This is a genomic window from Lactobacillus hamsteri DSM 5661 = JCM 6256 (assembly GCF_000615445.1).
Classification (GTDB): Bacteria; Bacillota; Bacilli; order Lactobacillales; family Lactobacillaceae; genus Lactobacillus; species Lactobacillus hamsteri.
Map to the genome: position 1 here is coordinate 1 of NZ_BALY01000009.1, position 15775 is coordinate 15775.

12 protein-coding genes are annotated in these 15775 nt (G+C 33.0%); all 12 read right to left on the reverse strand.

From position 1 onward, the window contains the following. The coding region (locus tag JCM6256_RS09585; RefSeq protein ID WP_035438242.1) for a hypothetical protein at positions 1 to 1026 on the reverse strand (1026 nt) is incomplete at its 3' end. 17 nt (positions 1027 to 1043) lie between these two features. Next, the gene (locus JCM6256_RS03560) at positions 1044 to 1460 is read right to left on the reverse strand and encodes a hypothetical protein (RefSeq protein WP_025080435.1); all 417 of its coding nucleotides are present in this window, start codon (positions 1458 to 1460) and stop codon (positions 1044 to 1046) included. Then, positions 1460 to 5329, reverse strand: coding sequence for a hypothetical protein (locus JCM6256_RS03565; RefSeq protein WP_025080436.1), 3870 nt, complete (start codon positions 5327 to 5329; stop codon positions 1460 to 1462). Before JCM6256_RS03565 ends, JCM6256_RS03560 begins: the two co-directional genes overlap by 1 nt. A gap of 184 nt (positions 5330 to 5513) precedes the next feature. Next, positions 5514 to 6722, reverse strand: coding sequence for a DUF438 domain-containing protein (locus JCM6256_RS03570; protein ID WP_025080437.1), 1209 nt, complete (start codon positions 6720 to 6722; stop codon positions 5514 to 5516). Then, positions 6722 to 7303: an iron-sulfur cluster assembly protein gene (locus JCM6256_RS03575; protein ID WP_025080438.1), complete on the reverse strand. Its 582-nt coding sequence runs from the start codon at positions 7301 to 7303 to the stop codon at positions 6722 to 6724. The genes JCM6256_RS03570 and JCM6256_RS03575 overlap by 1 nt, the downstream gene beginning before the upstream one ends. A 56-nt stretch (positions 7304 to 7359) precedes the next feature. Further along, on the reverse strand, positions 7360 to 8073 hold the full coding sequence (gene nrdG, locus JCM6256_RS03580; protein WP_025080439.1) for an anaerobic ribonucleoside-triphosphate reductase activating protein: 714 nt from the start codon (positions 8071 to 8073) through the stop codon (positions 7360 to 7362). Then, positions 8057 to 10267 (reverse strand): anaerobic ribonucleoside-triphosphate reductase, encoded by a 2211-nt coding sequence (gene nrdD / locus JCM6256_RS03585; protein WP_025080440.1) that lies wholly within the window; start codon positions 10265 to 10267, stop codon positions 8057 to 8059. The genes nrdG and nrdD overlap by 17 nt, the downstream gene beginning before the upstream one ends. Positions 10268 to 10467: 200 nt before the next feature. Continuing rightward, on the reverse strand, positions 10468 to 10878 hold the full coding sequence (locus tag JCM6256_RS03590; RefSeq protein WP_025080441.1) for a protein-export chaperone SecB: 411 nt from the start codon (positions 10876 to 10878) through the stop codon (positions 10468 to 10470). 1 nt (position 10879) lies between these two features. Next, the gene (locus JCM6256_RS03595) at positions 10880 to 11419 is read right to left on the reverse strand and encodes a helix-turn-helix domain-containing protein (protein ID WP_025080442.1); all 540 of its coding nucleotides are present in this window, start codon (positions 11417 to 11419) and stop codon (positions 10880 to 10882) included. Between the two features lie 16 nt (positions 11420 to 11435). Then, complete coding sequence (locus JCM6256_RS03600) at positions 11436 to 11780, reverse strand: hypothetical protein (protein ID WP_025080443.1); 345 nt, start codon at positions 11778 to 11780, stop codon at positions 11436 to 11438. A gap of 160 nt (positions 11781 to 11940) precedes the next feature. Beyond that, a complete protein-coding gene (locus JCM6256_RS03605) occupies positions 11941 to 15372 on the reverse strand; it encodes a mucin-binding protein (RefSeq protein ID WP_025080444.1) in 3432 nt (1143 codons plus the stop codon). A gap of 137 nt (positions 15373 to 15509) precedes the next feature. After that, positions 15510 to 15737 carry a YSIRK-type signal peptide-containing protein gene (locus tag JCM6256_RS03610; protein WP_025080445.1) on the reverse strand — a complete coding sequence of 76 codons (228 nt, stop codon included), beginning with the start codon at positions 15735 to 15737 and terminating at the stop codon, positions 15510 to 15512. Between the last annotated feature and the right edge of the window lie 38 nt (positions 15738 to 15775).

Consider the following 15775-nt stretch of genomic DNA (forward strand, 5'->3'; position numbering starts at 1 on the left):
CTTAAGGTCTGAAAGTTGCTTTGTAGATAAATATTGCTTAACAGAAGAAAAAATAATTTGAATACAAAATTTATTGTCAATCAACTCATTTAGTGAGTTACCCTTCCTTTTATCTTTATTTAACTTATTAATATACTCATTCGCTTGTATATGCGTAAACGGAATAGGATTAGTAAAATTTATTTTTCTCTTTAAACAAAAATCAAATTTTTCATTTATTTTTTTGATTAAATTCGCCCTATATATATTGAGTGTATCATTATCATTTTTTAATGAAGCTACATCAGCAATATCATCAGGTTTAGTCTGTCTTCTTTTTTCGTCCGGATTTGAATTAATTAGTACGTTTTTATCATTTTCGTTTGCTAACTCTAGATTTTTATCTTTAAATTTATATAAAGTCTCATAACCCTTTAAATCATTTTTATTACTAATTGGATAAAATGCTGTCTGTCCCCAGTAAAGATAAGGCACTGTATCTCCATTCGGCATCTTATAATTTCCAAAATAATAATTAATAAATTGATAACTTTCAATCTGATTTATTGTAGGAGACAGATGTTTACGTAATAAATAAAAATTCCCCAGTTTGCCAGAAGAAACTACATCATAACTACTTGGCCTGTAATTCGCTAACATATTAAGCAAAACGTTTAATTGCTGGTATGGTTTAAGATCTTCAATTTTTTCTGGGATAATTTGAAAGATAATTTCATTACTTTTATCTTTATTAAAATCATCTAATGCTTTTTGAAGTTCTTCAAGAGTCATAGAATTACTACGTTCAAATATTAAATGAGTTCTAGTCCCACCATCGTTTGTTTTCGAAGAATATTCACCAATTAATTTATCACGTAAAATATCATCAACAATAAAATGTTTTCTAAAAATAAATTTTACTTTTCCATCATAAATTGTTTTAATATTATACATTTCAAATTCTTTATTGAATTTATCTTCATCAAGTAAAAAATCAACTGTATTTAAAGGTATATCAGGATGGCTTTCTTTTACGTTAATTTCCATAGTTATTTTCTTCTCTCTTAAAGTTGCATATTATTAACTTTATTGAAAAAGTTAATTAAATCATTTTTATATCGATTATTAATACCAAAAAGAGTATTATTTTTTAAATCGAAAAGATATGGTACTTCAGTTACTCTTACAGCTGGCAAATTTTCCCATTGTTGAATTGAATATCTAATCTTAACATTAGGATCTGGATTTTTCTGAGCTAAATTAATCAAAATATAATTAATTCGGTTAAATCCTAAATCGACTAATTTCTTAACTTTGTAATATCTACGTCTATAATATTCGTCAGCCTTAGGCCGAGATTCCCAGAATTTTACATCGTAAATATTAAGAACATCTTTTGTTGAATTAGTATCAGCAAAATCTCCTATTTCTTTGCAATCAGCAAGTTTGCCATCTAAGAATTCAGGATTTGTATAGTCCACTAAATGAATTGCTTCACGCCTAGTTCGTTTATTTTATGTTCAAAAATATATTGAGTTGCAATTTCTCCAAATGCACCAAGCATCATCATATATATTGATGGATTAAGAAGGTATGTGGCTTTTTTGCCAAAATTAGTAAACATTGGTACTTTACTTAATAAAGTATTTTCGAATTCGGTATCGCTTGAATCTTTATTTCGATTAATCAATTCTTTACTAAGAAGATTTATTTCTTCTTGATTTAAAAAATCGATTGGCTTTATTGTTTGATAATATTTCTTCAAGCCATCAACATTATTTAATATTGTTGCCATACGATTATTCTCACTCAGATCAATTTTAATAATCTGATTTTTATTTTCTTTGAGTTCTGGTGAATTCGCATCCCAAATAATTTTTTTATATTCTTCATGATGAGCAAAATTATCTAAGTTGCTATTAGGATTATTAGTAGTCACATAATAGCAATTAACAGGTTCAGGTGCTTTAATATATGCAAAATGCAGCCATGATGCAAGACGTGAGTCACTATTCAATTGACTAGAATTTTGCAAAGTAGCTAAGTATTCTTGCATACACTGATTTTCTTTTTCATCTAAAATTGGTTGTTGCAATATAACACTACGGCAACGATCATATGCAAGCCAAAATTTCGGAGCATTTTCTCCAACTTTACTTTTAATTTGTTGTGCTTTTTGTAGTGACTCGTGGATGATAAACATATTATTTTCTTCGTCCATAGTTGTTAATTCTGGCAAATCATCAATAGTTAATGAACCAAAGCTATTAACTAAGCTTTCTTCCAATGCTGTCAAAATCGGGTATTGTTTGCCGCTATATTCCTTATTCCCATATTCTTTAAAATTCGTCTTCTTCTCAATTTCTGGATCAAAGAAAATTAATTGCTTCAAACGATTATCAGTACGATTCAATCGTCCCAAAGCTTGCGCTATAATTGCCGTACTTGAAGCTCGTGCACCTCTAGTTTTTGTATAACCAATATATTTAGCATAATCATCATATTCTTCATTTTCACCAAAAATATCATTCATCCATGAACCTCGTTGCAAAATTCTTCGAATTTCTGCTAAATATTGCTTTCTAGCTAAATTTCCAAACCAAGAAAGACGATTAAAACTAACAGCTGATTCCAAAATAGCAAGTGTACGCTCTTCAAAATTTTGAGTTGGTTTAATTTGGTTCGGTGAAGTAACAACATTGGTTACATGAGAAAGATATATTGCATCCCAATCTTTACGATCTTCTTTTGGACGTTCACCCAAATTCAGATCAACAACTTTATCCTTAATTTCACTTATATCAGGAATCTTATAATCAATATTTTGTCCATTTCCCATAGTGGCATAGGTTGAAATCACTATGCGCATTCGACCTTTTTCCAGACTATTTATTACTTTTTCTACATTTCCATTATTAAAATCTTTTGAATCCCAAAAATTAATTAGTTGGTCATCATAATCGCCTTTTTTAGCAACCAGTGGTAATGAATATTTATGCTGCCTAATATAATAACTAACAATATTGTTTAATGCCTGCATTTGACTACCATTGATCTTGGCATTTATTAAGCATAATAATGAACGATATTCAATATGTGATTGATGGTAGTTGATAAACCTAATAATAGATTGCAATAAATAAAGATGCGGTATCAAGTGTGCTATTTGTGGATCATCTGCATACTCTTCATTAATTTCCTTAAAGGACAGTCCCCAAATATAACTATTATTATCGAAATGTATATCTAAAAAATTATTAATATTATCAGCTAATTTTGCATTATATAAGCATATGTCTTTTTCATCTAAAATATCGTCAATTACATCGTGCAAAATTTCATTTTTATTTGCAGTAACATAATCCATAAATTTAAACGCTACAGGCATTATTTGTTTTTTCTGCTCAGTGAGCAATTTTCTAAACATATCTAAAAGTTTTTCGTCGGTTTGATTAATATAATGATTATTAAGATGGGCCTGTAACCAAAAGCGTGAATAATTATTAAAATCTTCTGCTAGATCGCCTGTTGCATCCAATGCAAAAATTTTCATTTTTGTCGCCATATCAGCCACAATACGGTCACTAGTATTAGGAATCTGCATCCATTTAATACTTACAAAATTATCACGATCAACTTCAACCACATAAAAATTTATTCCTTGCGTAAATAAATCTTCATCATAAGACTTATGAAGTGAAACATTTAAATTTGTTTGATAAATTTTATTAAAAATCTCATAAGCCTTAGTTTCATTGCCTTTATGAACAAATAAATTACGAACTAACCATCTAATATCACCGTCATGCTTTTTATTTTTATTAAAGGCAGTTACAGATAAATTCCATACTGAAGAAATTAATGCATTTCGCAATTTTGGAAGTAACCAAGATACGCTAATATAACGATCATTATTATTTTTCTTTTTTAGTTCTTGCCTAATTTTCTTAATTCTATTAATTTTTTCTTTTTTATCCGTAATATCTTCAAAACTGCTCCCAATATCAATCAATACGTTAAAATGTGTTTTATTATTATTTTTAGTATCAATAAGATAGCGTAAGGATCCGCTTGAATTACTCTCCTGTATAGAAAATTCTGGTGATGAAGCAAACATGGTTCTATTACGTTTTAAGCTATCATCAGGATGTAAGGCATACTGCAATTTATATTTTTTAAATATCTTAGTGATAGGAGCTATTATTTTTCTTAATTTCTTCTTAGTACTCTCTGGATCATCTGCAATTATTCCCGTTTCCAACTGTGATTTTGAAAGATCATAAATTATTGAACAGGCTAATATCAAATCATTGTCAACAATAGCATTTTGATTAATCATAGATTGAATATCAGACTGTGTTTTTGAACTTTCATCTAAGAAAAGCATCGCTCCATTTTTGTTTATTTTAGGAATAACATCATATAAATGTATCTGTGAGGACATTATCATATTATTTGGATAAACCAACTTAGAGATAGTAACCATATTTACTGGATAAATAGCCAGTCCTAAAGCTGAATAAAGCAAGCGCACAAGCTTAAAATTTTGAAAACAATATACTAATTGCTGATCAAGATAATTAATCTGAATGTGATCTCGTAAATTTTTAAGCGAATATTTACAGATTGACTCTTGATCCAATTTTTTAGAAAACGCCATGTATGGTCCATCATAATTGCCATTAGTCAATTGATTTACCATCATTGCCTTAGTAAAAATCAAACGAAGTATTTTATTCAACTCTGATCTATTGCTATTTTTACTTCGTTGAATTTGTTGAATCATTTGACCATAAATATTTTGACCAGATTCTTCATTCTTGGAAGTTAAGCTACTATAATAGCGAATATTTTCACTATATTTATTCAGAACATCAAGCAATTTATCATAAATTTTCTTAGCTATTATTTTTTGATTGTACAGTTTTCGAAATTCGGAAATAATCTCTTTTTTAGTTTGAGGGACTTGCCACGAATCACTAAAGTTTTTTTCATCTTCTATAACGGAATAAATACGATGAATATATTTTTTCTTATTTCTTTTTTCTAATGCTGATATTCGTGGGAAATCATAACTATTATTACCAGGAAGATTGTTCTTTTTAGATGTAGTAAAAACCACAGTACATGGTTTCATATTATCTTTTTCAATCATATCTGCAACTTTTTCATCACAAATTTCTTTAGAAGCCATGGACTTACCAGCACCTGTTAATGGCGATAATTGAATTAAGCCGTAATGTTGACCATCTTTATTTATATCAAGTTTATCCAGTTTTTCATTTAAATTGAGCATTTCTTTTTTAATTTCATTTTTAAATGAATCTGGGGAAAATATTTTGTTATTCATTTTTCCACGATCCTTTTCTAAATGTGGTATTTATTCCTGCACCGAATATTTGTTCTCGAGAACTTACATTCGAGTATACACTTATTTTTCACAATACACAAACATATTTTCGGGATTTGATTATTTCTATTAAAATATTTTTTAAAATTAAAAAAGCTACTCAAAACTTGAGTAGCTTTTATTCTTACAAACTCTTCTTTTCACCCGTCAGTTGCTTAATCTTGGTAATATCTTCGGCCACTTCTAAGCAACCTAAATATTTACCTTCTTCATCCCTAACAGCATAATACCTTAAATACAACGTTTTTCCCATCTTTTTTGGAGTGAACCAATATTCAATTTCATCACGCTTGCCTGTATGAAAATCATTAAAAATTTTCTCAATCAACGGCCTACTAGTTGCCGTATGACATGAAAAAACGGAATTTCCAATTGCATTTTTAGAATGCGGATAAATATTAGCGCCACCACCGAAGTAAGCAACCTTATCATTTTCATCAATAAAAGTTAACGCAAACGGCAATAAATCTAAAATTGCGGAAAGTTGCTCTAAGTTAAGCGCACCTTCCTTAAAATTAATAAAGAAAGAACGCAAATTATTAACCGAAATTGGTCTTTCTGCTCTTTTTGGCAAATCAGGTTTCCAATTCATTGGTGGATTAATCAAAGTATAGCCAATTTGCGTTTCTTCTTGCTTAACGTTATACCAATCTTCTGGAGTAGCAACTTCATCAATCATCGGAATCATGATTTTTTCCTCTTTAAAAATCATTTCCAATACTTCATGGCTTGCTTTTTCAATTGTATCTTTAATTTTGTCTTTATTTGCCGGGATTTCATCTACTGCATTTTGAGCATTCCTAATATAACCACGAATTTCATCGTCAACGCCCCACATTACTTGCGGTGGTGCAGTAATATCATATTTATTCATTAATGGAAAAAGCGAAACTTCTTTTCGAGCATAATGCTTATCAAGCGTTGCTAAATCAGCTAATGCATGCTTAATTTTATCCAAAGTAGAATCATAATTTGTTTCTTCCCACTTTTTTAAATTAGGAAGTAAATAATCTTCGATTAATGACTTAATAACGACATTTTCTTGTTTAATCGTATATACGGGATGCCCTGGAATTAAAAAATCTGGATTTTCATCATTTTCCTTAATACTGCCTTTAAAGACATCGGCATGAACATTGCACAAATATTGAATTTGTCGTGGATCAAGTCCTTGAGCAATCAATTCACGCTCAGCTGCCGTAATTTCTGCAACATCTACCTGATCAAATTCTTTTTCAAACATTTTTTTAGCAGTTGAAAAATCGCCACCATCCTGAATAAAATGCAAAATTTTAAGAATTGCATCTTGGCGTTCTTTACTCAAATTTTTCATTATTCAATCACCTTATAGCCTTTATCTTCAAAAGCCTGTTTAATTTTGTTCAAATCAAGCTTCATGGCTTGTGCGCCTAATGGAACCGTCATTACTCTACCTACAGTTTTAAGCAAACCAGGAATTTTAATTCTCGTAAAACCACACTCATACATAATTTGAACAAAATCGGGATATTCCTCAGCTAATTTTTTAATTGGTACAGAAAAGTCAATAACTTTTTCTTCATTACTACTTTCACCAACTTCTTCCGTAGATTTTTCGCCTTCAAGCATCCCTAACTGTTTCTTAGCAGCTTTCGTCATTCGCTCAGGCGACCACACTGGATACCAAACAAGTTTTACTTCGCAAGAATTAATACCATTAACTGATAAAACTGCTTTTTGAATATGATCTTGTAAATATGTAGAAAGCGGACAGCCACTGATTGTTAAAGTCATCTTAACTATTGCTTGATCACCTTCAATATCAATACCATAAATTAAACCGAGGTTTACAACATCAACCTGCAATTCTGGATCGATCACGCCCTGTAATGCTGTCATGATTTGATCTACTAATTTTAAATTTGCTTCTTTCATTATTTTTCTCCAATAAAAAAGGTAATTGTACTTATATTTTACAATTACCTTTTCCTTCATCGAACTAATTTGTCCCAAATAACAATCTTACCAGCTTCAAGCGACTTCGGAACATCAATAATACGCTGATTGCTTGAGCCTCTAAATTGCAAAGTCAAATCTTTTTTAGCTTCCAAAAATCGTCCATCAACTAAAATATCGATTTTAGACAACATTTCTTTTTTATCAGGAGTCTCTTTTTGAAGCTCATCCCAAGTATAGCCAGACCAAGACCAAATATCCTTGCTATGGCCAAATTCTTTCCTAATTCGATTGATTAACTTTAAGCAAACCCAGGTATTAAGAAACGGCTCGCCACCTAACAAAGTCAGACCCTGAACATAAGATTGCGACAAATCAGTAATAATTTTATCTTCTAGTTCTTGAGTATACGGTTGACCGTAATTAAAATTTTGAGCTGCTAAATTATAACATCCAGGACAGTCAAACAAGCATCCCGAAACATAAAGACTGCAACGCACCCCTTCACCATCAACAAAATTAAAAGGTTTATAATCTGCGATTTTATGCAAACTCAAATCTTCCGCTTTCCATTCTTGAGGTTTAGGATTTTTAGGCAATCTTTTTTGTCTCAATAATTTTTTAGCATGCTCAACTTGTGGTTTATATTGATTGGCATCAACAAACATCGTATCACCATCAATATTAACTTTGACCATGCTGTTGCGAATATCCGGTCCCTCTTGTTTATTTCTATCTTTCTCCGGCATTTTTCTCAGTTTCCTCTTCTGCTTCTTCGCGCACCAACCCAACAGACATATGCTTTCTACGATGAGAAATTTCTTCATGGCGACCATGAACCATCGGTCTCTTAAGTGGATTGCCAAGATAACCACAAGTTCTCTTTACACAGTCACAAGTTCTTGGATCATGGTTTCCGCAAACCGGACATTGAAAACCTTTAGCAGTTGCTTCAAATTCACCAGCAAAACCGCACTTGTAACATTTATCAATCGGAGTATTAGTACCAAGATAGCCAACCTTGTCATAAGCCCAGTCCCAAACAGCTTCAAGCGCAGCTGGATTTTGCTTCAAATTAGGATATTCGCAGTAATGAATAAAACCACCTGCAGCATATTTAGGATAGTCCATTTCAAAAGTTAATTTTTCAAACGGGTTAGGATGTTTCCGTACATCATAGTGGAATGAATTAGTGTAATATTCTTTATCCGTAATATCCTTAACTTTGCCAAACTTTTCCATATCAAGACGGCAGAAACGATCGGTTAAACTTTCGCTTGGAGTTGAATATAAACTGTAATGATAATGATTTGGATCTTCTTTTTCCCATTTGGCACATAAATCATGCATCTTTTTAACGATTTCGACAGTAAAGTCATGTGCTTCCTTATTATGTTCCCAATCGGGACCAAAGAATACCGTACCTACTTCGTATAATCCGATATAGCCAAGAGAAATGGTGGCACGACCATTCTTGAACAAATCATTTACATTACCGTCTTCACTCAAGCGTTTTCCAAAAGCTCCAAACTGATAAAGAATTGGCGCATTAACCGGCTTAGCTTCAGTTACGCGACGAGCCTTAAATTCTAATGCTTCATGGCAGGTTTGCATTCTAATACTAAAGATCTTCCAGAAAAGTTCCATATCGCCATGACTCTCCATAGCAATTCTTGGCAAGTTAACAGTTACTACACCAAGGTTCATTCGACCTGAGTTAACTTCCTTGCCATTCTCATCTTTCCAACCTTGCAAAAATGAACGACAACCCATTGGGCATTTGAATGAACCAGTAATCTTTTTAATCATGTCATAGCTTAAGACATCTGGATACATTCTCTTGGTTGAGCATTCCACGGCTAATTGCTTAACATCATAATTAGGGTCGCCGGGATGCAAGTTAATTCCCTTTTTTAAAGTAAACAAAAGCTTAGGAAAAATTGCGGTTCTGTGTTCTTTGCCTAAACCAGTAATTCTAATCTGCAAAATATCTTTTTGAATTTCCTTTTCAATCCATGAAGTTCCTAATCCAAAGCCTAAACTTGTAAATGGTGTTTGCCCTTGACTAGAAAACATAGTATTAATTTCGTATTCAAGACTTTGCATCGCATCGTAAATATCTTTCTTTGTTCGCTTTTTTGCAAATGCCTCGGCTTTTTCTTCATCATCGATTAATTCGCAAGCATCTTTTAAATGCTTCTCGTAGTTCTTTTGAGCAAAAGGCGCAAGAACTTGATCAGCACGATCAAATGAGCATCCACCATATTGACTTGAAGCAACATTAGTAATAATTTGGGCAACTTGACTTATAGCAACACCGATTGAATTTGGACTTTCCATGTAGGCATTACCAATCTTGAAGCCATTGGTAAGCATTTCTTTAAAATCAATCAAACAGCAATTGGACATTGGAGAAAGTGGCACGTAGTCAAGATCATGCCAGTGAATGTCACCACGAAGATGCGCCTTCGCAATATGTTCTGGCATTAAAGTGAGTCCAACAGTTTTACCAACTGTCCCCGCAGTTAAATCACGCTGCGTACAAAAAACATCGCTATCCTTATTGGCATTTTCGTTAACAATTGTTGGATCCTTATGAACTAATCGTTCCAGACGATTTTTAGTATCCGTTTGTTTAGCCCATTCTTTTTCGTCATTTTGACGATATTCAACAAACTTTTTAGCTTCCTCTAGATAGCCTAATTCATTAAGAGAATCATGAAAGGCAGTTGCCACATCTTGTGCTTGAACTACATCTTGATCAGCGAGTTTGTCCATGATCGTAGATAAAACCGCAATTTGCACATCATCTAGCTCAAGCGCATGAAGAACCATCTTCAATTTGAAGATTTCAAATGGATATTTTGCCCCATCTCTTTTAATTAAAAATGTCGGGGTAGCTAAGCTTTTTTCTAATTCTTGGTTTACTTCTTGTTTTAACATGATTCTTCAACTCCTATATATCATGCTTAAATAATATCATAAACACAACATATTGTATTCTATATAAAAATAGACACTCTATACCTTGTGCCCAGCAAAACACTTCTATGACTAGCTTTCATCGATGTTAAAAATATTTTTTAAAATTTTAGAACAAAAAAGACAGATGAATTATCTTCATCTGTCAGTTAATATTTGATTTAGTTAGTCTGATCTTTTAATACTTTTCCAACATTAATAGTAGGTAAATTATAATTAGGAAATTCGTTAGAAGTCATTGATAGCGTAGAAATAATCGCTCTTATATATGGATACAATATTGCGACTGCATTATTTCGTACTAGAGTATCTAATCCTACCTTCGTTTGATCTTCTTCATACTTATAAGTAAAAATACCAGTTAATGAACACTCTGCTTGAAACGGAACAGAAGTATTTTCAGTTGAACCCACTACTACATTTAAAGAAACGTTTATTTTATCTTCCTTTACATCAAAACTTGTATTTAAATTTGGCGTCATGTTTATAGATTTAGTCTTTAGATCAAATTTTTCATTTCTGGTATATATCATTTTATCAACTCTATATCCATCAAATTCTAAAACTGCCATATTATGCTGCATCTCCTAATTCATTAAACTCAGTAAAAACATTATTAGATAATTGATTATCGGAATCCTTATAATAGAAATTAACATTATAAGACGAATTCTTACTTACTTCATTACTTAAATTTTCTTTTTCAAATTTTAATTCTTCTAAAAATGAAGAGGGATTATTTTTAACATTTTTGAATAAAATATCTTGGTATTTGGCTTGAACTCTATGATTATTTTCAATTTGTGTTAACGTTGATGGACTAATTCCTAATGCATCAGCAAATTTTCTAACCGAAAAGCCTAAACTTTCACGTAAATTTCTTAATTCTTTTGGAGACATATATCCTTTTCTTTCACGATATGCATCGAAACTTCGATACACATTTTCCATTGGATTCTCAAAGTCTCCCCATAACTCGCCTTCACTATCACGCCAATAATGATTTACTACTAATAAATCAGTTTCATCTTTAACACATACTTTTTCGGGAATCCATACTTCAGTATACGTATCATAAGCATTTAATTCTGGATTAAAAAAGTTTTTATTCATTTTAAAATCCTTTCTATCATTTGTATGGCAACTCAACCTGGCGTTCTGCTTGGTGAATTGAAATCCACATTACTGTTCTTTCGGGTTTATCTTGAAACTTAAGATAACACTGTTGTCCAGAAATAACTAAACCAAATACCCAAATATTACCCGGTATTGGTGGAACATGATTATCAGGTTCAGGCCCTTTAGAATAATCACGCCAACTTAAAGTATCATAGATAATACCAAATACAGTTTCACCATCCATACCTAAAGCTGAAAGTGTTTGTAAATTTTTTCGGCGTGGAGATAAAACCCATAATTCTCTACGTAACCTAATACTACGTAGAATTTCCTCAATTTCTTCACGTGTAGCCATAACAATAAACCTTAACTATGTATCTCAGGAGATACAAACGTATTTATACATATTTTACACCAATTTAAGTCACGAAAAAAGACAGATGAATTATCTTCATCTGTCCTTTCGTGTTGTGAAAATATGGTATATGTAATATAGTAATAAGTTAGGATATTCTCTATTTATTCTTTCGCTTATCACCTCCCAAAATTAGCAATCCTGCTGTAGCGAGAAGTGCTAAGCCTACGAGGCCAGCTATATTCTTCTTTTCACCAGTTTGTGGTAAAGTCTTTACATCATTCTTAACGCGTTCAATCTTAGTTGAAACACCGTCTGTCTTGACTTCATTAATCTTCTTCGAAGTATGGCGGTCAATTGAGATGCCTTTATCAACTTCGCCACCTCTGTTATTCTTTTCAGTCTTAGTAGTCTTGCCGACCTTCTTCTTATCAATCTTAATCTCAATATCACCTTCATCTTCACCATTGTCAGGTTCATAACCATCTGGAACGTTAGGAACATTTTGTGTTGGTTTCTTAGGATCAGTTGGATTATCTGGAATTGGATCCGAAGTTGGAGTTGAGCCTTGATCTTCTGGGTCTGCAGGTGGCACAGAATCTGGGGTATAGATTACAGTTTCAACGATATCATCATGATCATGACCAATATTCTTATTTGAAACCTGTAAACGATCTGGAGTATATCCAGAAATATGTGGTGAAAACTTAGTAATAAAGTCTTTTGGACCTTCCCAGGTATCTGAGATCACTTCGCCAGTCACCTTGTCAATCACCTTAGTCTCTTTAAAGTGAAGTACATCATGTACAGATTCTGATGCGGGGCTACCATCACTATAAATATATTTAATAGTCCGTTTTACATCATGTTGTAATGAATCCTTATCTGTACCGTCTGGATATTTAGGTTGCTCATCCTTTGGACGTGGATCATTAGGATTGATTGGTTCTCTCGGATGTCCAGGATTTTCAGGAGTAATAGTGACCATATCATGGAAGTAGTAGACGTTCACATCGGCGGCGTCCTTGCTTGGATCGCCGCTTGCTGATCCAACTGTCTTCCCACTTTGATCATCTTGGTGTTGAACAAGTGATGGAGCTGCCTTGTAGCCTAATTTAGTTAAATCAGGAGAATCAACTGCATCATAAGCACCTGAAATTACTGCCCATGAATTATCGTCGGTAAGTTTAGGATCAATCTTGCCATCTTGGCCTAAGTAGCCTAAGAATTTGCCATCAACCTTATCGTAAACAGCTGTACGGCCCCAGGTAATCGTTTGCTTCTTAGCGTCAACACCTGAAATTGCTGTGCCAGTTTCATCATCCAAGTAATGAATTGTCCGGCTATGGCTTACTTGCGTTGCCTTTTGATCTTCCTTCTTAACATTGCCTGGATATTCTGGCTTATCTGGCGTTACTGGAACTACACCATGCTTTAAGTAAACATACTGATCACCTAAAGTATCATCAGCCGTTCCCATATCACTAGTGATTTTTTGCTTACCTAGTTTATCACCACTTGGATTAGAAACTAAAACATAACCTTCATCAGCATAGTTCCAAAGTAGTCTATTAGTTGCATCTTTAGTATCACCAATATAACTATTAATATTTTTAACTTCATGCTCAATTAAATCTTTACCACGAGTAGTAAAGTCAGAAGACTTATCAATACCATTTACATCAATATAGTGAATATTATATGCTCGATTGGCCTTAATATAAATTACCTTATTAGGATCATGAGCATCTAAATATTGTTTTAAATTTTTATCCTTAGCACTAGCTAGATATTTATAAGTACCATCTTTATTTTGTTCATAGAATGCGTACCCTTCATTAATATGAGGGAGCACAACATCTTGCTTCTCCCAAGTGCCATAAGTGCCAGTTTCCTTATTAATATTATTAGTAAAGGAATATGGATCTTTTTGAGCGTAACCCAAGTCATGATCCTGACCATCAACATTAACTGTCTGATCAACTAAGCCAGATAAGTTTTTACCCTTTGCACCATCTTCAACAACATAAGTTACTGAACCTGGAACTTGCAGATTGTTGTCATAGTAAGTTGCTGAAGTAGACTCACCCTTTTTAACTGGCTTTGCAGGTGCTTGACTATAGTGAGGAATGTTAGTAGTAATTCCAGTCCATGTACTACCATAGGTCCATTGCGGTTGACCAGCCATTGAACCACTTTTTACAGTTTTATAGTTAAAATCTTGATTTTTATTAATTATGAAGAAACGAAGCTTAATCTGGTTTCCCTTAACATGATAAAGACCGGCACCAAATGTTCTTAATCCATCAGGATCATCTGATTCAGAATTATCCCATTCTTTAAATAGATCATCAGTTAGATTTTTGTTTAGCTTAGGATCGTTTAGCACCTCAGAACTGTAATTAAATGTTATTTTAACACCATCGTTAACACTATCAGCATATTCCCCATCTGCGTCAGCATTAAAATCACCTTTAAGATGCGGCTTAACAGAGGATCCCATCAATCGTGCTGGTTGAATATTTTTCGAATCGAGAGAATGAACAGCTTCAATGTAATTACCATGGTTATTGAGAGAGAATGGTGTAAACCAAGCATCATCTTTATTAGAATCAAAGTTAATTTGGTTTCCCTGACTATCATAGAATGTGTATGTTACATCCACAGACACCCCAGAAAATTGAAAACCACGAGTTATATCATCGTAAACAACAACTGCATGCTTACCATAATGTTCAGGACTAACACCCTTGTTAGGATTAAGTTGTGCTGTCCCCTTTCGTTCGAGGTTTGAAAGTGACATTACAACTTTCGTGATTGGTGTTCCTTGATAAGAGGAACCATGCAAATTATCAAAGGTTACATCAGCAAAATGATCAGCTATTTCACTGGTATTCTTACCGGTTTCTGCTGACTTAAAAACAATCGAATGGTAGGCCCCTTGAGGAGCAAAAGTACTTACACCTTGATCCTTATAATCATTATCATTGCCAGTTTCATATGTCAAAGTAGCTTGATATTTAGAATCAATATCAACAGTAACCGTAGCATTATCATCAGATGAAATTGATAATGCTTGATTTAGATCGTTACCTGTTTTAATGACATCGCCAACTGGAACCTCATCACCTTCACCAGGCTTTATCTCAACTATTCCAGTTTCTTTATTAATATTCTTTGGATCTTTTGGATCTACAACAGCAACTGTTAGAGGTTTTGATTTATGGCGATCATCAAGAATCGGACCATTTTTTCCAAATTGAACACTCTGTGCATCATGAAGAGTTTTACGATATTTAATTAAAGCATCATTATAAGCTTTTACAGCATTTTCATAAGCTTTATCAGACTGTGTTTGTGCTTTTTGTTGGTCATCAATGGCTTTAATTAAATTACCAGCTTGTTTCTGATAATCTTCTGCCGCCTTTTGCTCCGCATTATTAGCATCCGTACCAGTAATTTCATGTGACTTCGTTTTAGTTACAGTAACATTACTATTTTGCGCTGCTTCTTTTTGTTGGTCATTTCGCTTTGCAAGTGCACTGTTTAAATCAGTAATAGATTGATTAGTTGTATCTTCATTAGAATTCAAGGATTGTTGCGATCCTTCAGAACCTCCCGACGTTCCAGCTTCAACTTTCGATTCAGCTAATGCTGGTTTACTTAATGAAGTATCTGCTGAACCATTCTTAACTTCAACCGTCTGCGAAGTCTCTGAACCGCTTGGTATTAGTGGGTTAGAGGGCTCTCGTACCCCCCCGAAATTTCAGTTGATGCATTTTCATTTTCGGCATCATTTGTATCCGCCAATACGTGATTCGATGAAACAGTTCCTAAATATAACGTAGTACTCAATAAAACTGACGCAACACCAACACCCAATTTACGAATTCCATAGTGTGGCTTGCGTTCCATATTAGATTGCATTTTATTTAAAAAATTATTTCTTCCTACCATTTTTAAATCCTTATACTTAAATCTAAATCGTTCTTTCT

Excerpts from the sequence above, each read along its gene's own strand:
- JCM6256_RS03565 (WP_025080436.1), bottom strand. The coding sequence starts at position 5,329 with ATGAATAACAAAATATTTTCCCCAGATTCATTTAAAAATGAAATTAAA.
- JCM6256_RS03570 (WP_025080437.1), bottom strand. The coding sequence starts at position 6,722 with ATGAAAAATTTGAGTAAAGAACGCCAAGATGCAATTCTTAAAATTTTG.
- JCM6256_RS03575 (WP_025080438.1), bottom strand. The coding sequence starts at position 7,303 with ATGAAAGAAGCAAATTTAAAATTAGTAGATCAAATCATGACAGCATTA.
- nrdG (WP_025080439.1), bottom strand. The coding sequence starts at position 8,073 with ATGCCGGAGAAAGATAGAAATAAACAAGAGGGACCGGATATTCGCAAC.
- nrdD (WP_025080440.1), bottom strand. The coding sequence starts at position 10,267 with ATGTTAAAACAAGAAGTAAACCAAGAATTAGAAAAAAGCTTAGCTACC.
- JCM6256_RS03590 (WP_025080441.1), bottom strand. The coding sequence starts at position 10,878 with ATGGCAGTTTTAGAATTTGATGGATATAGAGTTGATAAAATGATATAT.
- JCM6256_RS03595 (WP_025080442.1), bottom strand. The coding sequence starts at position 11,419 with ATGAATAAAAACTTTTTTAATCCAGAATTAAATGCTTATGATACGTAT.
- JCM6256_RS03600 (WP_025080443.1), bottom strand. The coding sequence starts at position 11,780 with ATGGCTACACGTGAAGAAATTGAGGAAATTCTACGTAGTATTAGGTTA.
- JCM6256_RS03610 (WP_025080445.1), bottom strand. The coding sequence starts at position 15,737 with ATGGTAGGAAGAAATAATTTTTTAAATAAAATGCAATCTAATATGGAA.